The sequence below is a fragment of the Streptomyces sp. NPDC048258 genome (assembly GCF_043201995.1).
Lineage (GTDB): Bacteria > Actinomycetota > Actinomycetes > Streptomycetales > Streptomycetaceae > Streptomyces.
The window spans coordinates 801,924-822,620 of sequence record NZ_JBICZH010000001.1 but is presented as its reverse complement, the minus strand read 5'-3'; the positions used below and the strand labels follow the sequence as shown (position 1 = coordinate 822,620).

Genomic DNA, 20,697 nt, shown 5'->3' with positions numbered 1-20,697 from the left:
CTGTCATGTCGACGGAACCGCTACTCGGCTTGTCCCACTCAGGGGGTCGTCATGGAGCACGCGCACGCACACCACGAACACCAGCACGACGAGCACCACGGGCAGCATGAGCACCACGAGCACCTCCAAGGGAACGTCAGCTGGGCCATGGCCGCCAAGGCCACCCTCCACTGCCTCACCGGATGCGCCATCGGCGAGGTGCTCGGCATGGTCATCGGCACCGCGCTGGGCTGGGGGAACGTCGCGACGATGATCACGGCGATCGTCCTGGCGTTCTTCTTCGGCTACGCGCTCACCCTGCGCGGGATCCTCGCGGCCGGCGTCGGCCTCCGCACCGCCATCCGGGTGGCGCTCGCCGCGGACACCCTTTCGATCGCCGTCATGGAACTGATCGACAACGGCGTGATCGCCTTCTGGCCGGGCGCGATGGACGCGCACCTGTCGGAACCGCTGTTCTGGATCGTCCTGGCGATCTCGCTGGTGGCCGCCTTCGTGGTCACGACCCCGGTCAACAAGTGGATGATCGGCCGCGGCAAGGGTCACGCGGTCGTCCACCAGTACCACTGAGGCACCAGGAGCCCGGCCCTAGGGGGTGTCCGGTGGATCAGGGCCGGACAGCCCGGGGCGTCTGGTGCCGTGCGTTGCAAGGCGGAGGAGGGAGGCGACGCGGAGCGTCGGCGACCGACGACAACGCGGCAAGGCGCGGTGCCAGACGCCCCGGGCCCGGCCCTGATCCACCGGACACCCCCTAGAGCTCGGGGCCTTCCCCCGGCTCCTCCTGGTACGAGTAGCGCTGCTCGCGCCAGGGGTCGCCGATGTTGTGGTAGCCCCGCTCCTCCCAGAAGCCCCGGCGGTCGGCGGTCATGTACTCGACGCCGCGGACCCACTTGGGGCCCTTCCAGGCGTACAGGTGCGGGACCACGAGGCGCAGCGGGAAACCGTGCTCGGCGGTGAGCAGTTCTCCGCCCTGGTGGGTGGCGAAGACGGTCCGCTCGGAGGCGAAGTCGGCCAGCCGCATATTGGAGCTGAAGCCGTACTCGGCCCACACCATCACGTGTGTGACCTGCGGCGACGGCGGCGCCAGGGCGAGGATCGTACGGGCGAGCACACCGCCCCATTCGGCGCCCGTCATGCTGAACTTCGTGACGCAGTGCAGGTCCGCCACGACCGACTCGAACGGCAGGGCCGCGAACTCCTCGTGGTTCCAGCAGTGCTTGTCACCGTCGGCCGTCGCGCCGAAGACGCGGAACTCCCAGCGGTCAGGCTTGAACTTGGGTACGGGACCGTAGTGGGTGACCGGCCAGCCCCGCTGCAACCGCTGCCCCGGTGGAAGCTCCAGCTGCTCTGCTCCCGGAGATTCCCGGCTTTCCGGCTGACCCATGCCTCCATGGTGACAGACGTGGCGGGGTGGTCATGACCAGCTCCGAGCCGATTCGGGCAAGTCGCGGTAACTCCCACTAAGGAGGCACTTACTGGACTGCCCCCCACGGCGGTGCGAGGATGCGCCCACCTACCCCGTCACGTAGCTGACATTGCCTGGAAGGAGCCTCTGCGATGCAGGGCGACCCCGAGGTCCTTGAGTTTCTGAACGAGCAGCTGACCGGTGAGCTGACGGCCATCAACCAGTACTGGCTGCACTACCGCATCCAGGACAACAAGGGCTGGACCAAGCTCGCCAAGTACACGCGTGAAGAGTCCATCGACGAGATGAAGCACGCGGACAAGATCACCGAGCGCATCCTGATGCTCGACGGTCTGCCGAACTACCAGCGCCTCTTCCACGTGCGCGTCGGCCAGACGATCACGGAGATGTTCCAGGCGGACCGGCAGGTCGAGGTCGAGGCGATCGACAGGCTCAAGCGCGGCATCGAGGTCATGCGCGGCAAGGGCGACATCACCTCGGCCCGGCTCTTCGAGGAGATCCTGGAGGACGAGGAGCACCACATCGACTACCTCGACACCCAGCTGGAGCTCATCGAGAGCATCGGGGAGCCGCTCTACATCGCGCAGCTGATCGAGCAGCCGGAGAGCTAGGCCGCTTCGGCCAGCGCGGGCTCGGGGACGAGCTGCGGGTCGGCGGCGAGCACGGCCGCCGCACTGCCCTTCTCCAGCAGTTCCCGGCGCGGGCAGGTCCCGCGGCCGAGGAGGCCCTGGATGGCACGCACACAGGAGCCGCACTCGGTGCCGGCCTTGGTGGCGGAGGCGATCTGGCGGGGGGTGCAGGCCCCGGCGGCCGCGTGTTCCTTGACCTGCTGGTCGGTGATGCCGAAGCAAGAGCAGACGTACACGCGGTTCACCTCCCGAAGCGGAATGGTTCTACAGCCGTCCCCTGTGCGGTGAGGCTTACCTAACCGTACCCAAAGTTAGGGTGACCTAAAAGACCCGGATACGACAGTGGGGCGCGGATCACATGGATCCGCGCCCCACTGTCATACGTTCCTACGTACTGATCCCTGCTTACTGATCGCGGTACATCTCGGCGACCAGGAACGCAAGGTCCAGGGACTGGCTGCGGTTGAGCCGCGGGTCGCAGGCCGTCTCGTAGCGCTGGTGCAGGTCGTCGACGAAGATCTCGTCGCCGCCGCCCACGCACTCGGTGACGTCGTCACCGGTGAGCTCGACGTGGATGCCGCCCGGGTGGGTGCCGAGGCCCTTGTGGACCTCGAAGAAGCCCTTGACCTCGTCGAGCACGTCGTCGAAACGGCGCGTCTTGTGGCCGGAGGCCGCCTCGAAGGTGTTGCCGTGCATCGGGTCGGTGACCCAGGCGACGGTCGCACCGGAGGCGGTGACCTTCTCGACGAGCTCGGGGAGCTTGTCGCGGACCTTGTCGGCGCCCATGCGGACGACGAAGGTCAGCCGACCCGCCTCGCGCTCGGGGTCCAGCCGGTCGATGTACGTCAGCGCCTCGTCCACCGTGGTGGTGGGGCCGAGCTTGATGCCGATCGGGTTGGCGATCTGCGAGCAGAACTCGATGTGCGCGTGGTCCAGCTGGCGGGTGCGCTCGCCGATCCAGACCATGTGGCCCGAGGTGTCGTACAGCTTGCCGGTCCGCGAGTCGGTGCGGGTCAGCGCGCCCTCGTAGTCGAGCAGCAGCGCCTCGTGGGAGGCGTAGAACTCGACGGCCTTGAACTCGGCCGGGTCGGTGCCACACGCCTTCATGAAGTTCAGCGCGTTGTCGATCTCCCGCGCGAGCTGCTCGTAGCGCTGCCCGGACGGGGAGGACTTCACGAAGTCCTGGTTCCAGGCGTGCACCTGGCGCAGGTCGGCGTAACCACCGGTGGTGAAGGCGCGCACCAGGTTCAGCGTCGAGGCCGACGCGTGGTACATGCGCTTCAGCCGCTCGGGGTCCGGGATCCGGGCCTCTTCGGTGAAGGCGAAGCCGTTGACGGAGTCGCCGCGGTAGGTCGGCAGGGTGACGCCGTCGCGGGTCTCGGTGTCCTTGGAGCGCGGCTTGGAGTACTGGCCCGCGATACGGCCGACCTTGACGACCGGCACGGAGGCCGCGTACGTCAGGACGGCGCTCATCTGGAGCAGCGTCTTCAGCTTGGCGCGGATGTGGTCGGCGGACACGGCGTCGAAGGCCTCGGCGCAGTCGCCGCCCTGCAGCAGGAACGCCTCGCCCTTGGCGACGGCTCCCAGGCGGGCGCGCAGCTGATCGCACTCGCCCGCGAAGACGAGCGGAGGATACGACTCGAGGTCCGCGACGACAGCGCGCAGAGCCTCGGCATCGGGGTACGAAGGCTGCTGCGCCGCAGGAAGGTCTCGCCAGGTCGCCTTGGCGGCGGGGGCTTGGATTTCAGCGTTCACGGTCACCTCGTACACATTACGGCGTCACACGCCTCGTCCAGCCAGGCGCCCACAACGTGAGACAGATATCTCCCGTACCGGCCGCCAGTGGCTGGAACCGCCAATTCCGGACATGCCCTGGAAGGGTGGATCCTTCGCCTCCGCCGAGAGGGTGGGTTAGGGTCGCCCCCATGTACGCGTCGCAGTCGAACCAGAACTGGTGGTGGCCCGCTCCCGGCGGCCCACTCCTCGCGCGTACCTGAGAAGACACGACCGACGCGAAGGCCGCCCCGAGGGGCGGCCTTCCGCATTCGGTGAAAGACACCGTCCGCCGCGGGCCGCTCCTCCCACCGGAAGGACGCCCCTGCACATGAACCTCAGCCGACTGCTCGAAGACACCTGCCCGCCGTTCGCCCTGCTGCGCCGGCGGACCCCCGGCCGCGACCACGACACCGTCGAGGTGCTGATCGGCGCGGTGCACGAGGCCGAGCACCTCGCCGACCTGCCCGTCGGGGAGCTGCCCACCCTGGCGCTCGTCCCCTTCCGGCAGATCCGGGAGCGCGGATTCGACGTACGCGACGACGGCACCCCGCTGAGCGTGCTCGTCACCGAGGAGGCGTACGAGATCCCGCTCGCCGAGGCGCTGGCCGCGCTGCCCGCGCACGGGGTACGGGTCGAGGGCGGCGGCTTCGACGTCCCCGACACCGAGTACGCGGCCACCGTGGAGCGCGTCATCCGGGACGAGATCGGCCGCGGGGAGGGTGCGAACTTCGTCATCCGGCGCACCTACGAGGGCCGGATCGACGGCTTCGGCCGGGCCGACGCCCTCGCGCTGTTCCGGCGGCTGCTGCTGGGCGAGCGGGGCGCGTACTGGACGTACGTGGTCCACACCGGGGAGCGCACGCTGGTCGGGGCCAGCCCCGAGGTCCACGTGCGGATGTCCGGGGGCACGGTCGTGATGAACCCGATCAGCGGGACCTACCGCTATCCGGCCGGGGGGCCGACGGCGGAGTCGCTCCTGACCTTCCTCGGCGACCGCAAGGAGACCGAGGAGCTGTCGATGGTGGTCGACGAGGAGCTCAAGATGATGTGCACCGTCGGCGACATGGGCGGGGTCGTGGTCGGGCCGCGGCTGAAGGAGATGTCCCACCTCGCGCACACCGAGTACGAGCTGCGCGGCCGCTCCTCGCTGGACGTGCGCGAGGTGCTGCGGGAGACGATGTTCGCGGCGACGGTCACCGGCTCGCCGGTACAGAACGCCTGCCGGGTGATCGAGCGGTACGAGAGCGGCGGGCGCGGCTACTACGCGGGCGCGCTGGCCCTGCTCGGCCGGGACGGTTCCGGGGCGCAGACGCTGGACTCCCCCATCCTGATCCGCACCGCCGACATCTCGGCGGACGGCGTGCTGCGGGTGCCGGTCGGCGCCACGCTCGTGCGGCACTCCGACCCGGCGGGCGAGGTGGCGGAGACCCACGCGAAGGCGGCGGGGGTGCTGGCGGCCCTCGGGGTCCGGGCGGCGGCGCCGCGGCCCGCCTTCGAGGGGGCGCGGCTGGCGGACGACCCCCGGGTGCAGGCGGCCCTGGCGGCCCGGCGGGCGGACCTGGCCCCCTTCTGGCTCCGGATGCAGGAGCAGCCCTCCCCCCTGACCGGCCACGCGCTGGTGGTGGACGGCGAGGACACCTTCACGGCGATGCTGGCGCACCTGCTGCGGGTGGCCGGGCTGGAGGTGGCCGTACGCCGCTACGACGATCCGGGGCTGCGGGCGGCGGCCCTGGCGTGGGAGGGGCCGATCGTGCTGGGGCCCGGGCCGGGGAATCCGGCGGAGTCATCGGACCCCAAGATGCGGATGCTGCGCGGGCTGGCCGCGGATCTTCTGGCCGGGCACCGGCACGGGCTGGTCGGGGTCTGCCTGGGGCACGAGCTGCTGGCGGCCGAGCTGGGCCTGCCGCTGATCCGCAAGGCGGAGCCGGCGCAGGGGGCGCAGACGCGGATCGGGCTGTTCGGGGCGGAGGAGGTCGTCGGCTTCTACAACACGTACACCGCGCACTGCTCCGACGAGCTGGCGGCCGGGCTGGCCGCGCGCGGCGTCGAGGTCTCGCGCGACCCGTCGACGGGCGAGGTCCACGCCGTCCGCTCCGCGTCGGGCGGCTTCGCGGGGATCCAGTTCCACCCGGAGTCGGTCCTCACCCTCCGCGGTGCGGACCTGCTGCACGCCCTCCTGACCGGCGTCCGCACGGGCGCCCCGGCGTAGCCGCGACCCGGCGGGGTCGGGGAGCGGTCCGGACCGGTCGGCGAAGCGGTCCGGACCGCTTCGCCGCCCATGGCCCTGGGCTGCCGCTCAGCCGAAGAAGACCCCGACCTCCTCGTACAGCGCCGGGTCCACCGTCTTCAGCTTCGACGTGGCCTCGGCGATCGGCACCCGGATGATGTCCGTCCCCTTGAGCGCGACCATCTTGCCGAAGTCCCCGTCGCGCACCGCGTCGATCGCGTGCAGCCCGAACCGGGTCGCCAGCCACCGGTCGAAGGCGCTCGGCGTACCGCCCCGCTGGATGTGCCCGAGCACCGTCGTACGGGCCTCCTTCCCGGTCCGCGCCTCGATCTCCTTCGCCAGCCACTCGCCCACGCCCGACAGCCGGACATGGCCGAAGGAGTCCTTGGTGGCGTCCTTGAGCACCATGTCCCCGTCCTTGGGCATGGCCCCCTCCGCGACCACCACGATCGGCGCGTAGCTCGCCTTGAACCGGGAGGTCACCCAGGCGCAGACCTGGTCCACGTCGAAGCGCTGCTCCGGGATGAGGATGACGTTGGCGCCGCCCGCGAGTCCCGAGTGCAGGGCGATCCAGCCGGCGTGCCGGCCCATGACCTCGACGACCAGGACCCGCATGTGCGACTCGGCCGTGGTGTGCAGCCGGTCGATGGCCTCGGTCGCGATGCCGACGGCGGTGTCGAAGCCGAAGGTGTAGTCCGTCGCGGACAGGTCGTTGTCGATGGTCTTCGGCACGCCGACGCAGGGGATGCCGTACTCCTCGTACAGCTTGGCCGCGACGCCGAGGGTGTCCTCGCCGCCGATCGCGATGAGCGCGTCCACCTCGTACTTGGCGAGGTTGTCCTTGATGTCGCGCACGCCGTTCTCCGTCTTGAACGGGTTGGTGCGCGAGGAGCCGAGGATGGTGCCGCCGCGGGGCAGGATCCCGCGGACGGCGGGGATGTCCAGCGGAACCGTGGCTCCCTGGATCGCGCCCCGCCAGCCGTCCTTGAATCCGATGAACCCGTATCCGTACTCCTGCTCGCCCTTGCGGACGACGGCCCTGATCACCGCGTTGAGCCCGGGGCAGTCGCCGCCGCCGGTCAGCACTCCGACCTTCATGGAATCTCCCTTCGCCATGACGGCCACGCTAGTGGTGACCCAGGTCACAACAAGGGTCCTGGAGAGGTCAATTCCGGTGGAATCGCGGGGCGTTGCCTACGCCCGTTCACTCGTACGAGGACGTAAGTACGATTGACGGCGCCGGCGGCGGCTGCCTAAGCGTCGTCGAGGCCCCGCTCTATGGCGTACCGGACGAGCTCCACCCGGTTGTGCAGCTGGAGTTTGCCCAGCGTGTTCTGCACGTGGTTCTGCACCGTGCGGTGGGAGATGACCAGCCGCTCCGCGATCTGCTTGTACGAGAGCCCCTTGGCCACCAGCCGCAGCACCTCGGTCTCGCGGTCGGTCAGCTGCGGCGCCTTCGGCTCGTCGGAGGCGGCCGGCGCCGGGTCGGTGGCCAGCCGCCGGTACTCGCCGAGGACCAGCCCGGCCAGGCCCGGGGTGAACACCGGGTCGCCGGCCGCCGTGCGGGCCACCGCGTCGATGAGCTCCTGGGCGCCCGCGGACTTCAGCAGGTAGCCGGTCGCACCGGACTTCACGGCCTCCAGGACGTCCGCGTGCTCGCCGCTCGCCGACAGGACCAGGACCCGCAGCGCCGGGTGGGCGCCGACGAGTTCCTTGCAGACCTGCACCCCGGGCATGCCGGGCAGGTTGAGGTCGAGGACCAGGACGTGGGGGGTGACGGCGCGGGCCCGGCGGACCGCCTCGGGGCCGTCGCCGGCGGTGGCCACCACGTCGAAGCCCGCGGCGGCCAGGTCGCGGGCCACCGCGTCCCGCCACATCGGATGGTCGTCGACGACCATCACCTTGATCTCGTGCGGCTCGCTCACTGGGTCCTCCCCCTCGGTACTTTCAGTTCCACTTCGGTGCCCTGTCCGGGGACGGACACCAGCTCGGCGCTTCCGCCGAGGTCACGCAGCCGGCCGCGGATCGACAGGGCCACGCCCATCCGGCCCTCGCCCTCCGCCTGGTCGAGCCGGCCCGCCGGGATGCCCGGGCCGTCGTCCCGGACCGTGACGATCACCTCGTCGCCCCAGTCCTCGACCAGGATCCAGGCGCTGGCCCCCTCCCCGGCGTGCTTGCGCACGTTGTCGAGGGCGGCGCCGACCGCGGCGGCCAGCTCCCTCGCCGCGGGCACCGGCAGCGGCACCGGGGTGCCCGGCTCGGCGAAGCTCACCCTGCACCCGGCGTGCGGAGCGAGGAGCGTCCGCAGATCCAGCTCGCCGTCCTCGTCTCCGCCCTCCTCCAGCTCGTACGCGTCCACCAGCGCGCCGCGCGACTCGTCGCGGGAGATCCGGGAGGGGTGCACCAGCCCGCTGGAGACCAGCGTGCGCAGTGCCACCTCCTGCTCGCCCGCCATCCGGCCCAGCTCGGCGGCCTCGCCGCCCAGTTCGGTGCCGCGCCGCTGGACCATGGCGAGGACCTGGAGGACCCCGTCGTGGATGTCGCGGGCGAGGCGCTCGCGCTCGCGGGTGGCCGCCTCGATCTCCAGGGCGCGGGCGAGGGTGGCCTCACTGGCCCGGGCCACCTCGACGACGTAGCCGATGGCGATGGAGGCGACCCAGACGAGCAGGACGTTGTGCAGGGTGTCCCGCGTGGGGTTGCCGCCGTGCACGACGATGTTCGCCGCGGCCACGAAGGTGGAGGCGAACCCGGCCCAGCGCCAGCCGCCCTTGATGGCGAAGGCGAGGACCGAGCCGGCCGTCCAGATACTGGGGAGGGTGGGGCCACCCTCGGCGATCCGCTCGGCGGTGTCGGCGAGCGGGGTGAGCAGGACCCCGACGAGGGCGACGGTCAGGTCGGCGACGAGGAAGCGCCTGGTGCAGCTGGCCGCGTTCGCCACCTTGCGGTGGGTGGCGAGGGTCCAGACCGCCAGGACGGCGAGGTAGCCGACCGCGATCCCGGGACGGTCGAACTTCTTGTACGCGGAGGCGAACAGCCCCACCGCGTAGAGCATGGTCAGCAGCCGGTAGCCGGTCAGGGCACGCCACAGCGGCTGCTCGACCGACATGCGCACGACGCGTTCGCGTTTCGCCATCTCCCCCACCCCCGCGGGCGGTACGCCCGTCGCTACTCCGCCGTGCCCTCGGCCTTCTCGGCGGCAGCCTTCTCGGCCGCCGCCTTCTCGGCCTTCTCGGCCGCGGCCTTCTCCGCCTTCTCGGCCTTCTCGGCGTCGGCGATCTGGCGCTTGGCGGCCGTCGCGTAGATGTCGACGTACTCCTGGCCGGACAGCTTCATGATCTCGTACATGACCTCGTCGGTCACCGAGCGGAGGATGAAGCGGTCGCTGTCCATGCCGTGGTAGCGGCTGAAGTCCAGCGGCTTGCCGATCCGGATGCCCGGGCGCATCAGCTTGGGGACCACCTTGCCGGGCGGCTGGATCTTCTCCGTGTCGATCATCGCCACGGGGATCACGGGTGCGCCGGTGGCCAGCGCCACGCGGGCCAGGCCGCCGGGCTTGCCGCGGTAGAGGCGCCCGTCGGGCGAACGCGTGCCCTCGGGGTAGATGCCGAACAGCTCCCCGCGCTCGATGACCTCGATACCGCTCTTGATCGCGGCCTCACCGGCCCCCCGCGCGCCGGAACGGTCCACCGGGAGCTGGCCGACGCCCTTGAAGAAGGCGGCCGTCAGCTTGCCCTTGATTCCGGGGGAGGTGAAGTACTCCGCCTTCGCGATGAAGGTGACCTTCCGGTCCAGCACCGCCGGCAGGAAGAAGGAGTCGGAGAAGGACAGGTGGTTGCTCGCGAGGATCGCCGGCCCCTCCGCGGGAATGTTCTCGAGGCCCTCCACCCACGGCCTGAAGGCGAGCTTCAGTGAACCGCCGATGGAGAACTTCATTGCGCCGTAGATCAACTCGAAAGCCTTCCTGTGTCTGTCGAACAGACCTTAACGCCTGGCCGCACCGGCAGCGGCCCTACGGCCCTGGTCGGTGTCACCCCTGTCGCGTACGGTGAAGTCACACAGAGCAACGCACCCACCCGACGTACATCATGATCAAGGAGACCCTGGTGCCCGTCCTCCCTGGAGCCGAGCCGTTCCGCCACGAGGGTGGAGAGGTCGGCGTCCTCCTCTGCCACGGCTTCACCGGTTCCCCGCAGTCGCTGCGCCCCTGGGCCGAGTATCTCGCCGCGCAGGGGCTCACGGTGTCGCTGCCGCTGCTGCCCGGGCACGGCACGCGCTGGCAGGACATGCAGCTCACGGGCTGGCAGGACTGGTACGCCGAGGTGGACCGCGCGCTGCGCGAGCTGCTGGACCGCTGCGAGCAGGTGTTCGTCTTCGGTCTGTCGATGGGTGGCGCGCTGACCCTGCGGCTGGCGGCCAAGCACGGCGACGCCATCAGCGGCATCGTGCTGGTCAACCCCGCCAACAAGGTCCACGACCCGCTGGCCTTCGCCCTCCCGGTGGCCAAGCACTTCATCCGGTCCACGCCGGGCATCGCCAGCGACATCGCCAAGCCGGGCTCGGAGGAGGTCGGCTACGACCGGGTCCCGACCCGGGCCGCGCACTCGCTGCGGAAGTTCTTCCAGCTGGTGGACACCGAGCTGCCGCAGGTGACGCAGCCGGTGCTGCTGCTGCACAGCCCGCAGGACCATGTCGTCCCGCCGGTCGACTCGGCGCGGGTCCTCGCCCGGATCTCGTCCACCGATGTCACCGAGACCCTGCTGGAACAGAGTTACCACGTCGCGACGTTGGACCATGACGCGGAGCGGATCTTCGCGGACAGCTATGCGTTCATCGGCCGACTGGTGGAGAGCGTGGGCAGGGAGGGGGCGCAGGCGGGTGGCTGAGCACGAGGAGCAGTCGGGCGGGGTTCCGCCGCTGGACGAGGAAGCGGCGTGGGCGGCGATCGTCGCCGGGTACGGGCAGGAGCCGCCGGACCCGCCGGGGTCGCGGCCGTTCCGGCCGATCGAGAACCTCCTGCTGCCGGAGGAGGACGTGAAACCGCTGCCGCCGGAGCCCGAGCCGAAGCCGGAGCCGGAGCCCGGGCCGGAGCCTCCTGCCGCGCTGGGCAGCTCGGTGGTCTTCGCCCCGGGCGTGGGCCTCTCGGGTCCGCGCGACCACTCCCTCGCGGAGCCGCGGGACGACGACCTGACCCCGGCCGACCGGGCCGACGAGGGCCATTTCGTCCCCCCGGAGCCGGAGCTTCCGCCGGCGGACACGACGGCGAAGTTCGCGTGGCTGGCGGTGGTCGGTGGCCCGGTGCTGTTGCTGCTGGCGGTGCTCCTGCAGTGGGAGATGACGTGGTGGCTGACGACGCTGGGCATCGGCGGCTTCCTGGGCGGGTTCGCGACGCTGGTCGCGCGGATGGCTCCGCACGACGACGACGATGACGACGACTACCCGGGCCGCGGCGCGGTGGTCTGACCGGAGCCCCGCCCCGGCCGCACCGGCCTCCGGCCCTGGTCCCCGCGCCTCAAACGCCGGTGCGGCTCAAAGACCTGGGAGGTGCCCCCAGGCGGGGCTGGATGGTGCGGCGGCGGCTCCGCCCCGAACCCGGCGCCTCCGGCGCGGGTGCGCCCTCAAACGCCGGGCGGGCTGGATTTGCGCTCCGCGCAACCAGCGAAATCCAGCCCCGCCGGCATTTGAGGCGCACCCCGGCAGCGGCGCCGCACCACCCAGCCCCGCCTGGGGGCACCTCCCAGCGGTAGCTGGGGGAGCTTGAGGCGCGGGGTCTGGGGCGGAGCCCCGGCAGCGGCGCCGCACCCGGACGCGCAGGGGCTACGGCGAGGCCGGGAGGTGGAGGGCCGCCAGGACCGGGAGGTGGTCCGTCGCCGAGCGGAGGTCGGTGGGCGAGACGCCCGCGAGCCCCGCCGGGACCCCGCAGCCCAGCACCTCCACCCCCCTCGTCGCGAAGATCGCATCGATGCGTCGGTCCGGCCCCTCCGACGGAAAGGTCCGCTCCCCGCCCCACGGAGCCACCGCCCAGCAGTCCTGGAAGGACCCGGCCAGCCGCCCGAAGGCCGGGCCCTCCGGGCCCTCGTTCACATCGAGCGCCGCGATCCCGTACGGCACGTCCAGCCCGGCCAGCCGCTCCAGCAGCATCCCGGCCTGGGCCCGGCGCTCCTCCCGCTGGAGCGACAGGTGCGCGGAGACCAGACCCACCCGCGCACCGCCGATCCGGACCACCGCCGTGGCGAAGCCCCTGCGGTGCTGGCCGGGCGTGCGCGGCAGCAGCACGTCCTCCGTCCGCTCCACGAAGACCCGTAGCGAACACATCAGCAGCGGACCGGCCGCCGTCGCGCCCCCGCCCAGCACCACCAGGTCGGATTTCGCGGCCAGTCTCGCCGCGTGCTTGCGCCACCGGAAGAACCGCGGCGCCTCCTGCACGAACACGAGGTCCGGCGCGCATGCCCGGATGACCCGGGCCAGCGCCTCCTCGTCGTCGCGCAGCGACCGGATGTTGTAGCTGAGCACCCGGATCACGGCCGAACCGTCGGGCTCCGTACGAGACTTCGGCAGCGAAGGCAGCAACTGGTCCATGCCCGCAACATACGCAGCTGCCCGCCGCTCCCCCAAGGGGCGCGGCGGGCAGCAACGGCAAAAGGAAGGGGCTCAGCCCTGGCGGGCCAGGTCCGCCGCGCCCACGAGTCCGGCCTTCCCGCCCAGCTGGGCGGCGAGGACCTGCGCGTGCGGACGCCAGGCGCCGCCGATCAGCCAGCGCTTGAAGGACTTGCGGATCGGGTCGAGGACGAGGTCGCCCTCGTCCGAGACCCCGCCGCCGACGATGAACGCCGACGGGTCGAACAGCGAGGCCAGGTCGGCCAGGCCGGCGCCGGCCCAGCGGGCCAGCTCGCGGAAGGAGTCGATGGCCACCAGGTCACCGGCCCGGGCGGCCTCGCTGATGTGCTTGCCCTCGATGCCCTCGGGGGTGCCGTCGCCAAGGGCGAGGAGGATCGCCGCGTTCTCGGGCGTGGCGTTCGCGCGCTGCTTCGCGTACCGGACGAGCGCGCGCCCGGAGGCGTACTGCTCCCAGCAGCCCTGGCTGCCGCACCCGCACAGCAGGCCGTCCGGGACGACCCGGATGTGGCCGAACTCGGCGGCGACGCCGAAGCGTCCGCGGCGCAGCTTGTTGCCGATGATGATGCCGCCGCCCAGGCCCGTGCCGAGCGTGATGCAGATGACGTCCTCGTGGCCCTGGCCGGCGCCGAAGCGGTACTCGCCCCAGGCCGCGCAGTTCGCGTCGTTCTCGACGACGACGGGCAGGCCGATGCGCTGCTCGACCTTGTCCTTCAGCGGCTCGTGGCGCCAGTTGATGTTCGGCGCGAAGAGCACGGTGGCGCGCTTGTCGTCCACGTAGCCCGCGGCGCCGATGCCGACGGCCTCGATGGTGTGGTTGCTGCTGACCGCGGAGACGGCGGTGCAGATCGCGTCCGTCACTCCGTCCGCGGTCGGCGGGGTGGGCACCTTGTACGTCTCAAGGATGGTGCCCTCTTCGTCGACCACGCCGGCCGCGATCTTCGTGCCGCCGATGTCGACGCCGATGGTGAGTCCCATTAGTCCCTCGGTTTCCGGTCAAACCCCGCCACGGCCAACGGTACCCGAGGGCGGCCGGGGTTCAGTCGAGATCGATCCGCTCGGTGGGGCCGTCACCGGGGCCTTCGTCGCGGGGATCGCGGTCCGGGGACCGGCGGGGGGCCGGGGGCTCGTCGCGCGTCCAGCGGCGCTCGTGGCCCTCGACGGCCGAGCGGTAGGCGGCGAGCAGCTCGGAGCCGGCGGCGGCGAGGTGGTCGAAGACCTCGGGGTTGCGCTCGATGACGGGCTTGGCGGCGCTCTTGGCCTGGTTGACGAACTGGCGTACGGCGCCCTGGGCGGCGCCGCCGACGAGCGGGTTGTTCATCCCGGCGACCTTGTCCGCGACGGCCTCGAAGAGCTTGAACAGCTCCTCGGCGGCGGTCCCGGTGGCCGCGCCGCCCGCCCCGCCCTGCCCGCGCAGGCGCTCCTTCTCGGCGGCCAGGTCCTCCGCGCAGGCCTTGGCCCAGGCGTCGTCGTCGGTGGGGCGGTCGGTGGCCTCGCTCATGGCGGACTCTCCTGCGGCGGCTGCTGTGCGTGCGGTACGGGCTACCTTCGACGGTACCCGAACGGCGGTACGCGGATCAGGGCGTGCGGGTTCAGGTCGTGCGGGTGTTCAGTGCGTACGGGGCCACAGGCCCGGGTCCGGGGTGAAGCGGATGCGGAGCACGTCCTCTTCCAGGGCGGCGCCGGAGACGGTGCAGCGGCGCAGTGCCGCCGGGAGGGGAACGATCCTGCGGTACGGGCCCGCCGTGAGCAGCAGCTCGTCGCCGCGGCGGATCAGGTCGAGGTCGCGCTTGCGGGCGCCGGGCAGCGGTACCACCCAGACGAGTACCCCGTCCTCGGCGAGCCGGTCCTCGACCGGCCAGGCCCGGCGGGGCGCGGGCCGCTCCGGGACGAGTCCGTCGGCGGCGGCGAGCAGCTCCAGGTCCTGCGGGCCGCGCGGGTCCCGGCCGAGGTGGGCGAGCCGGGTCACCGGGATCTCCCCGGCCCATGCGGCGGTGCACTTCTCCTGCTGGGCGGCGAGCCCGGCGAACCAGGGGTCGGCGGAGCCCTGCGGGAGGAGCCGGTTGGCGACGACGGCGGAGACGGGCAGCTGCTGGAGGGCGAGCCCGAGCCGCCCCAGCCGCATCGCGTCGGCGGCGGCCGGTCCCGGCTCGGCGACCAGCCGCAGCTCGGTGGTGTCGGCCTCGATGACTCCCTGGACCGCGGCGAGCTCCTCGTCCCAGCGGGCGGCGGCCTCGTAGAGCCACTGCGCGGGCATGGGCACACCGGCCAGCTGGGCCAGTACGGGCCGCAGGGCGCGGGCGGCCTGACGTTCGGCGGGGAGCAGCCGGGCGAGGTAGCGGCGCAGCTGGGCGGGGAGCGCGAGGGTGGCCACGGTCTGGTGGAGCGGCGGCATGTCGACGACGACGAGGTCGAACCCCGGCGCCGCGGCGGCCCGCCGCAGGGCGCGCAGCAGCGCGAACTGCTCGGCGCCGGGCAGCTCGGTGAGCTCCTCGGCTCCCAGCGGCCGGGCCCCGACCATGCCGAGGAGGGCGGAACCGCGCTCCTGGAGGGCGACGAGTTCGTCGCGGAACTCCTCGCCGGAGTCCACCCGTGCCACCTGGACACCGCCGGCCGCGGTGGCGGCCCGCAGGCCGGGTACGACCTCGGCGGACTCCCCCACCGGTTCCCCGGTCAGGGCGGAGAGCGGGTCTCCGACGTCTCCGGACAGCAGCAGCACCCGGCGGCCCTGCCGGGCCGCCGCGAGGGCGGTGGCCGCGGCCACGGTGGTCCGCCCGGCGCCGCCGGGGCCGGTGATCAACAGGGTGTGCACGGTGTTCAGCCGGTCGATTCGACGCGCTTCTTCAGGCCCGCGAGCGCGCGGTCGATGATGACCTTCTCGGCCTTGCGCTTGATCATGCCGAGCATGGGGATCTTGACGTCCACGGTCAGCTGGTAGGTGACCTCGGTGCGCTTGCCGTCGTCCAGCGGGGCCAGCCGGTACGAGCCGTCCAGCTGGCGCAGCATCTGCGACTTGTCCAGGGTCCAGCTGACCTCGTCCGCGCCCTTCCAGGTGTAGGCGAGGGTGTGGTCGTCCTTGATCGCGCCCGCGTCGAGCAGCAGCCGGACCTTCTCGGCCCGGCCTTCGGCGTCGGAGGCCAGCACCTCGGCCTCCTTCACCTCGCCGGTCCACTCGGGGTAGCGGGCGAAGTCGGCGATCACGGCCATCACGTCGGCCGGCGAGGCGTCGATCGTGATGCTTGAGCTGGTGTGTTCCGCCATCGCGGTGGCTCCTCCGGGGAGTATTCGAGGAAGTGTGCGGCCTCCGGCCGCCGCTCGAAGGCTACCGTGCGTGCGGAGCTCACCACTCCAGGGCCCAGGGCCTTCCGGTCGCCGCGAAGTGCCCGACGTTCACGCACTCGGTGCTGCCGATCCGCATCCGCCGCGCGAGCGGCTGGTGGACGTGCCCGAAGAGGGCGTACCGGGGGCGGGTGCGCCTGATGGCGGCGAGCAGGGCCTCGCTGCCCCGTTCGAACCGGCGCGCGACCGTGTCGTAGCAGAGCTCCGGCACTTCCGGCGGGATGTGCGAGCACAGTACGTCCACCTCGCCCAGCGCCTCCACCTTGGCGGCGTACTCCTCGACGTCCACCTCGTACGGGGTCCGCATCGGCGAGGGCAGCCCGCCTCCCACGAAGCCGAAGACCCGGCCGCCGATCTCCACCCGCTGCCCGTCGAGCACGGTGAGGCCGGGGCGGTCGGCGTACTCCGGCCACAGGGCCGGGATGTCGACATTGCCGTAGGTGGCGTACGTCGGGGTGGGGAAGACGGCGAACATCTGCTCGTACTGGCGGCGCACCGCGCCCTCGATGAGCCGCTCCCGGTCCAGCCCGGCCCACAGCTCCCGCCCGAAGGCGCGGGCCTCGGCGAAGCGGCGCTCGGTGCGCAGCTCGACGATCCGGTCGGCGTTCTCGACGCCGAACAGGTCGGGGAAGATGCCGCGCGAGTGGTCGGCGTAGTCGAGGAAGAGGACGAGGTCACCGAGGCAGATCAGCGCGTCGGCGCCGTCTCCCGCCCGGGCGAGGGCCTCGGCGTTGCCGTGCACATCGCTCACGACGTGGACCCGAGTTCGGCTCGATCCGCTCGTGTCCGTCTTCCCGCTCCGCATGCTGCCACCCATGCGGCAACCCTAGGGCGGCCGGGCGACGGCGGGTAGACAGGGGTGCCGAAGGGGGCTGGACCTGCGGTTACTTCCGGGTCTTGGACGCGGTCGACTACTGTCGCCGTGATAGTGCCGCGTTTTGTGACGCACGGAACATCTGGCCGGTTCCCTCTATCGGGAACCCACTACCGGTGGGTAACGTCCGGTCGGTCCACACGGTGGCGATGGCGCCCAGAGGAGCAGCAGTCTTGCGCGAGTTCAGCCTTCCGGCCCTGTACGAGGTCCCGTCGGACGGGAACCTGACGGATCTCATCCGCCGCAATGCCGCTCAGCATCCCGACACGGCCGTCATGAGCCGCAAGGTCGACGGCCAGTGGCAGGACGTGACCGCGACCGAGTTCCTGGCCGAGGTCCGGGCCGCCGCCAAGGGTCTGATCGCGGCCGGCATCCGTCCGGGCGACCGGGTCGCCCTGATCTCCCGTACCCGCTACGAATGGGTACTGATCGACTTCGCGATCTGGAGCGCGGGCGGTGTCACCGTCCCCGTGTACGAGACCAGCTCCCCCGAGCAGATCCAGTGGATCCTCGGCGACTCCGGCGCCGTCGCCGCGGTCGTCGAGAGCCCCGGGCACAGTGCGGCCGTGGCCTCGCTGCGCGACCGGCTGCCGGAGCTGCGCGAGGTCTGGGAGATCGAGCAGGGCGCTCTCGAAGCGCTGAAGAGCGCGGGCGCCGGGATCACCGACGAGGAGGTCGACGAGCGCAGCAACCTCGCGGGCGCCGACGACCCGGCCACCATCGTCTACACCTCGGGCACCACCGGCCGCCCCAAGGGCTGCGTGCTCAGCCACCGCAACTTCTTCGCGGAGTGCGGCAACGTCGTCGAGCGGCTGGGTCCGCTCTTCCGTACGGGCGAGTGCTCGGTGCTGCTCTTCCTGCCGGCGGCGCACGTCTTCGGGCGCCTGGTGGAGGTGGCGGCGGTACTGGCGCCGATCCGGCTGGGCTGCGTACCGGACATCAAGAACCTGACCGACGAGCTGCAGTCCTTCCGGCCCACGCTGATCCTGGGCGTGCCCCGGGTCTTCGAGAAGGTCTACAACTCGGCGCGCGCCAAGGCGCAGGCCGACGGCAAGGGCAAGATCTTCGACGCCGCCGCCGAGACCGCGATCGCCTACAGCCGGGCGCTGGACACCCCCCGCGGCCCGTCCTTCGGCCTGAAGCTCAAGCACAAGATCTTCACCAAGCTCGTCTACAGCAAGCTGCACGCGGTGCTGGGCGGGCGCGGCGAGTACGCGATCTCCGGCGGCGCGCCGCTGGGCGAGCGCCTGGGCCACTTCTTCCGCGGCATCGGCTTCACGGTCCTGGAGGGCTACGGCCTGACGGAGTCCTGCGCGGCCACGGCCTTCAACCCGTGGGACCGGCCGAAGATCGGTACGGTCGGCCAGCCGCTGCCGGGCTCCGTGGTGCGCATCGCGGACGACGGCGAGGTGCTGCTCCACGGCGAGCACGTCTTCAGCGGCTACTGGCAGAACGAGGCGGCGACCGCCGAGGCACTGACCGACGGCTGGTTCCACACCGGTGACGTCGGCACCCTCGACGAGGACGGCTACCTCGCGATCACCGGACGCAAGAAGGAGCTCATCGTCACGGCCGGCGGCAAGAACGTCGCTCCCGCCGTGATCGAGGACAGGATCCGGGCGCACGCGCTGGTCGCGGAGTGCATGGTCGTCGGCGACGGGCGGCCGTTCGTGGCCGCGCTGGTCACCATCGACGAGGAGTTCCTCGGCCGGTGGGCCGCCGAGAACGGCAAGCCGGCCGGTGTGACGGCGGCGGAACTGCGCGAGGACGCGGAGCTCAACGCCGCCGTCCAGAAGGCCGTCGACGACGGCAACGCGGCGGTTTCCAAGGCGGAATCGGTGCGGAAATTCCGCATTCTGCCCTCCCAGTTCACGGAGGAGTCGGGTCACATCACGCCGTCGCTGAAGCTGAAGCGCAATGTGGTGGCGAAGGACTTCGCGGACGAGATCGAGGCCCTGTACCGGGGTTAGCGGCCGGGGTCAGCCGGGATCAGCCCGGGCTAGCGCGGGTCCGTGGCAAGGATCCGCGCCATGTTCCGCTCGGCGAGGGCCGTGATGGTGACGAACGGGTTCACGCCGAGCGAGCCGGGGATCAGGGAGCTGTCGACCACGTACAGCCCCTGGTAGCCCTTGGCCCGGCCGTAGAGGTCGGTCGCGTCGCCGAGGACGCAGCCGCCGAGCGGGTGGTACGTGAAGTTGTCGGCGAAGGCCTTGTTGTCGCCGAAGAGGTCGTACCGGTAGATGGTGACGTTCCGCCGGTTGATGCGGTCGAAGAGGTTCTTCGCCGCGTCGACCGAGGGCGTGTTCTGGTCCCGCCGCCAGTTGAGCCGGGCCGAGTCGGTGGCCGCGTCGTACGTGAAGCGGCCGCGCTCGGGGTTCTTGGTGATGGCCAGGTACATCGAGATCCAGTGCTCGAAGCCCATGGGGAGCGGGGCGATCTCGGCGAAGACCGGGTTCGAGGCGTTGTCCCAGTCGTCGATGCCCAGGGCGGGCATGGTGGCCTGGTTGCAGCCGACCGTGTCCCAGAGGTGGTTGGCGCGGGCGGTCATGACGTTGCCGTTGTGGCCCCAGCCGAGCCCGACCTTGTCGCTGAGGGCGGGCAGCGTCCCGGTCTCGCGGGCCCGCAGCAGGATCTCGGTGGTCCCCAGGCTCCCCGCCCCCAGGAACAGCTGCCCGCAGCCGAGTTCCCGTGTCTGGGTGACCCGCCCGGTGAGGTCGCTGGTCCGCACGGTCAGCACGTATCCCCCGGCCGGGTCCTGGCGTACGCCGACCACGCGCTGCATGGTCTCGATGGTGACGTTGCCGGTGCCGAGGGCGGCGGCGAGGTAGGTCTTGTCGAGGCTCTTCTTCCCGTGGTTGTTGCCGTAGATGACCTCGCCCGCGAGCGCGGACCGGGTGGCGGTGCCGGCCGCCTCGCGCCGCATGTAGCCGAAGTCGTAGACGTTGGGGACGAAGACGGTCTTCAGGCCGGTGTTCTGGGCGTGCTTGCGGGAGATCCGGGCGAAGCGGTACCACTCGGTGGACTCGAACCAGGCGGGGTCGATGTCGTTGACGCCGAGCATGGCGCGGGCGCGGGGGTAGTAGGTGCCGTACATCTCGTCGGCGTCGACCCCGGGCAGCACCTCGGTGAAGTACGAGCGCCGGGGGGTGGGCGCCATGCCGCCGTTCACGAGCGATCCGCCGCCCACCCCCCGCCCCACGTACACGGACATGTCGCCGTGGTTCACGCGGTCCAGGACACCGGGGTACGGGCTGATGTCGCGGTTGACCACGTCGAGCCAGAGGAACTGGGCGAGCGGGGCCTCGGTGCGGGTGCGGAACCACATGGACCGCTGGTCGGGGGCGGAGGTGGAGGGGAAGACCTTTCCGTCGGGCCCGGGAGCGTCCCAGAGCCGGCCCATTTCGAGGACGACGGTCCGTACACCGGCCTGCCCGAGCCGCAGGGCGGCGACGGCGGCGCCGTAACCGGAGCCGACGACGATGGCGGGTGCGTACTGGGCTGCGCCCGGCTCGGCGGCGGAGGCGGAGGACAGGCCGATCCTCGTGAAGCCGAGGGCGGCGGCGGTCTGGAGGGCGCCGAGTCCCAGGACATGACGGCGCGTCAGATTGGGTGTCATGGCCGCATGATGGGCGGAATCCGACGCTCCGGCCATATGCCGTCTTGACAGGCATCTGAGAGACAGTCACACGTGGCTGCGGAGCCCGTCCCGACCGCCGGGGGGGGGCCAAACCCCGGGGGGGGGGGGGGGGGGGGCGCCGCCCCGGGGGGGGGGGGGGGGGGGGGGGGGGGGGGGGGGGGGGGGGGGGGGGGGGGCGTA

At 71.6% G+C, this 20,697-nt stretch carries 20 protein-coding genes; 6 read left to right on the top strand and 14 right to left on the bottom strand.

Annotated elements, in window-relative coordinates; translation table 11 throughout:
• Window positions 1-51: 51 nt before the first annotated feature.
• A complete protein-coding gene (locus ACGFYQ_RS03815) occupies window positions 52-567 on the top strand; it encodes a DUF4396 domain-containing protein (protein ID WP_393739538.1) in 516 nt (171 codons plus the stop codon).
• A 181-nt stretch (window positions 568-748) separates the two neighbouring features.
• Here the strand turns inward: ACGFYQ_RS03815 and ACGFYQ_RS03810 are convergent, their stop codons facing one another.
• A complete protein-coding gene (locus ACGFYQ_RS03810) occupies window positions 749-1,381 on the bottom strand; it encodes a sulfite oxidase-like oxidoreductase (protein ID WP_393739536.1) in 633 nt (210 codons plus the stop codon).
• Between the two features lie 173 nt (window positions 1,382-1,554).
• On the opposite strand from ACGFYQ_RS03810, the gene bfr reads away from it, so the two are divergent.
• The gene (gene bfr / locus ACGFYQ_RS03805; RefSeq protein WP_388554795.1) at window positions 1,555-2,034 is read left to right on the top strand and encodes a bacterioferritin; all 480 of its coding nucleotides are present in this window, start codon (window positions 1,555-1,557) and stop codon (window positions 2,032-2,034) included.
• On the opposite strand, the gene ACGFYQ_RS03800 is transcribed toward bfr, so the two are convergent.
• Together ACGFYQ_RS03800 and ACGFYQ_RS03795 are read right to left on the bottom strand one after the other, a co-directional pair.
• On the bottom strand, window positions 2,031-2,297 hold the full coding sequence (locus tag ACGFYQ_RS03800; protein ID WP_393739533.1) for a bacterioferritin-associated ferredoxin: 267 nt from the start codon (window positions 2,295-2,297) through the stop codon (window positions 2,031-2,033). The genes bfr and ACGFYQ_RS03800 overlap by 4 nt on opposite strands.
• 160 nt (window positions 2,298-2,457) lie before the next feature.
• Complete coding sequence (locus ACGFYQ_RS03795) at window positions 2,458-3,822, bottom strand: class II 3-deoxy-7-phosphoheptulonate synthase (RefSeq protein ID WP_393739531.1); 1,365 nt, start codon at window positions 3,820-3,822, stop codon at window positions 2,458-2,460.
• Between the two features lie 334 nt (window positions 3,823-4,156).
• Between ACGFYQ_RS03795 and ACGFYQ_RS03790 the strand changes: the two genes are divergently transcribed.
• A complete protein-coding gene (locus ACGFYQ_RS03790) occupies window positions 4,157-6,037 on the top strand; it encodes an anthranilate synthase family protein (RefSeq protein ID WP_393739529.1) in 1,881 nt (626 codons plus the stop codon).
• Between the two features lie 87 nt (window positions 6,038-6,124).
• Here the strand turns inward: ACGFYQ_RS03790 and ACGFYQ_RS03785 are convergent, their stop codons facing one another.
• The 4 genes from ACGFYQ_RS03785 to ACGFYQ_RS03770 form a co-directional block, all read right to left on the bottom strand.
• The gene (locus tag ACGFYQ_RS03785; protein ID WP_393739747.1) at window positions 6,125-7,153 is read right to left on the bottom strand and encodes a 6-phosphofructokinase; all 1,029 of its coding nucleotides are present in this window, start codon (window positions 7,151-7,153) and stop codon (window positions 6,125-6,127) included.
• Window positions 7,154-7,308: 155 nt separating this feature from the next.
• Complete coding sequence (locus tag ACGFYQ_RS03780) at window positions 7,309-7,953, bottom strand: response regulator transcription factor (protein WP_362390493.1); 645 nt, start codon at window positions 7,951-7,953, stop codon at window positions 7,309-7,311.
• A 23-nt stretch (window positions 7,954-7,976) separates the two neighbouring features.
• On the bottom strand, window positions 7,977-9,188 hold the full coding sequence (gene macS / locus ACGFYQ_RS03775; protein ID WP_393739527.1) for a MacS family sensor histidine kinase: 1,212 nt from the start codon (window positions 9,186-9,188) through the stop codon (window positions 7,977-7,979).
• 32 nt (window positions 9,189-9,220) lie between these two features.
• On the bottom strand, window positions 9,221-9,988 hold the full coding sequence (locus tag ACGFYQ_RS03770) for a lysophospholipid acyltransferase family protein (protein ID WP_393739744.1): 768 nt from the start codon (window positions 9,986-9,988) through the stop codon (window positions 9,221-9,223).
• 170 nt (window positions 9,989-10,158) lie between these two features.
• Between ACGFYQ_RS03770 and ACGFYQ_RS03765 the strand changes: the two genes are divergently transcribed.
• A complete protein-coding gene (locus ACGFYQ_RS03765; RefSeq protein ID WP_393739525.1) occupies window positions 10,159-10,938 on the top strand; it encodes an alpha/beta hydrolase in 780 nt (259 codons plus the stop codon).
• Window positions 10,931-11,515 (top strand): hypothetical protein, encoded by a 585-nt coding sequence (locus tag ACGFYQ_RS03760; RefSeq protein ID WP_393739523.1) that lies wholly within the window; start codon window positions 10,931-10,933, stop codon window positions 11,513-11,515. Before ACGFYQ_RS03765 ends, ACGFYQ_RS03760 begins: the two co-directional genes overlap by 8 nt.
• A 354-nt stretch (window positions 11,516-11,869) precedes the next feature.
• On the opposite strand, the gene ACGFYQ_RS03755 is transcribed toward ACGFYQ_RS03760, so the two are convergent.
• The 6 genes from ACGFYQ_RS03755 to ACGFYQ_RS03730 all read right to left on the bottom strand — a co-directional run bounded on the left by ACGFYQ_RS03755 (window position 11,870) and on the right by ACGFYQ_RS03730 (window position 16,811).
• Window positions 11,870-12,631, bottom strand: a complete 762-nt coding sequence (locus tag ACGFYQ_RS03755; RefSeq protein WP_393739521.1) for an endonuclease/exonuclease/phosphatase family protein — start codon at window positions 12,629-12,631, stop codon at window positions 11,870-11,872.
• 72 nt (window positions 12,632-12,703) lie between these two features.
• Window positions 12,704-13,645 (bottom strand): ROK family glucokinase, encoded by a 942-nt coding sequence (locus ACGFYQ_RS03750; protein WP_393739519.1) that lies wholly within the window; start codon window positions 13,643-13,645, stop codon window positions 12,704-12,706.
• Between the two features lie 61 nt (window positions 13,646-13,706).
• Window positions 13,707-14,168, bottom strand: a complete 462-nt coding sequence (locus ACGFYQ_RS03745; RefSeq protein WP_393739517.1) for a DUF5304 domain-containing protein — start codon at window positions 14,166-14,168, stop codon at window positions 13,707-13,709.
• 108 nt (window positions 14,169-14,276) lie between these two features.
• A complete protein-coding gene (locus ACGFYQ_RS03740) occupies window positions 14,277-15,479 on the bottom strand; it encodes an ArsA family ATPase (RefSeq protein WP_393739515.1) in 1,203 nt (400 codons plus the stop codon).
• A 5-nt stretch (window positions 15,480-15,484) separates the two neighbouring features.
• On the bottom strand, window positions 15,485-15,928 hold the full coding sequence (locus ACGFYQ_RS03735) for an SRPBCC family protein (RefSeq protein ID WP_393739513.1): 444 nt from the start codon (window positions 15,926-15,928) through the stop codon (window positions 15,485-15,487).
• 79 nt (window positions 15,929-16,007) lie between these two features.
• Entirely contained in the window at window positions 16,008-16,811 is an 804-nt protein-coding gene (locus ACGFYQ_RS03730) for a metallophosphoesterase (protein ID WP_393739742.1), read from the bottom strand.
• Window positions 16,812-17,053: 242 nt separating this feature from the next.
• On the opposite strand from ACGFYQ_RS03730, the gene ACGFYQ_RS03725 reads away from it, so the two are divergent.
• Window positions 17,054-18,850: an AMP-dependent synthetase/ligase gene (locus tag ACGFYQ_RS03725; protein ID WP_393739511.1), complete on the top strand. Its 1,797-nt coding sequence runs from the start codon at window positions 17,054-17,056 to the stop codon at window positions 18,848-18,850.
• Window positions 18,851-18,879: 29 nt separating this feature from the next.
• On the opposite strand, the gene ACGFYQ_RS03720 is transcribed toward ACGFYQ_RS03725, so the two are convergent.
• Entirely contained in the window at window positions 18,880-20,496 is a 1,617-nt protein-coding gene (locus ACGFYQ_RS03720) for a GMC oxidoreductase (RefSeq protein WP_393739509.1), read from the bottom strand.
• Between the last annotated feature and the right edge of the window lie 201 nt (window positions 20,497-20,697).

Coding starts and splice junctions, on each gene's coding strand:
- ACGFYQ_RS03720 (WP_393739509.1), bottom strand. CDS start 20,496: ATGACACCCAATCTGACGCGCCGTCATGTCCTGGGACTCGGCGCCCTC.
- ACGFYQ_RS03780 (WP_362390493.1), bottom strand. CDS start 7,953: ATGGTCGTCGACGACCATCCGATGTGGCGGGACGCGGTGGCCCGCGAC.
- ACGFYQ_RS03785 (WP_393739747.1), bottom strand. CDS start 7,153: ATGAAGGTCGGAGTGCTGACCGGCGGCGGCGACTGCCCCGGGCTCAAC.
- ACGFYQ_RS03745 (WP_393739517.1), bottom strand. CDS start 14,168: ATGAGCGAGGCCACCGACCGCCCCACCGACGACGACGCCTGGGCCAAG.
- ACGFYQ_RS03790 (WP_393739529.1), top strand. CDS start 4,157: ATGAACCTCAGCCGACTGCTCGAAGACACCTGCCCGCCGTTCGCCCTG.
- ACGFYQ_RS03755 (WP_393739521.1), bottom strand. CDS start 12,631: ATGGACCAGTTGCTGCCTTCGCTGCCGAAGTCTCGTACGGAGCCCGAC.
- ACGFYQ_RS03770 (WP_393739744.1), bottom strand. CDS start 9,988: ATGAAGTTCTCCATCGGCGGTTCACTGAAGCTCGCCTTCAGGCCGTGG.
- ACGFYQ_RS03735 (WP_393739513.1), bottom strand. CDS start 15,928: ATGGCGGAACACACCAGCTCAAGCATCACGATCGACGCCTCGCCGGCC.
- ACGFYQ_RS03810 (WP_393739536.1), bottom strand. CDS start 1,381: ATGGGTCAGCCGGAAAGCCGGGAATCTCCGGGAGCAGAGCAGCTGGAG.
- ACGFYQ_RS03750 (WP_393739519.1), bottom strand. CDS start 13,645: ATGGGACTCACCATCGGCGTCGACATCGGCGGCACGAAGATCGCGGCC.
- macS (WP_393739527.1), bottom strand. CDS start 9,188: ATGGCGAAACGCGAACGCGTCGTGCGCATGTCGGTCGAGCAGCCGCTG.
- ACGFYQ_RS03815 (WP_393739538.1), top strand. CDS start 52: ATGGAGCACGCGCACGCACACCACGAACACCAGCACGACGAGCACCAC.
- ACGFYQ_RS03730 (WP_393739742.1), bottom strand. CDS start 16,811: ATGCGGAGCGGGAAGACGGACACGAGCGGATCGAGCCGAACTCGGGTC.
- bfr (WP_388554795.1), top strand. CDS start 1,555: ATGCAGGGCGACCCCGAGGTCCTTGAGTTTCTGAACGAGCAGCTGACC.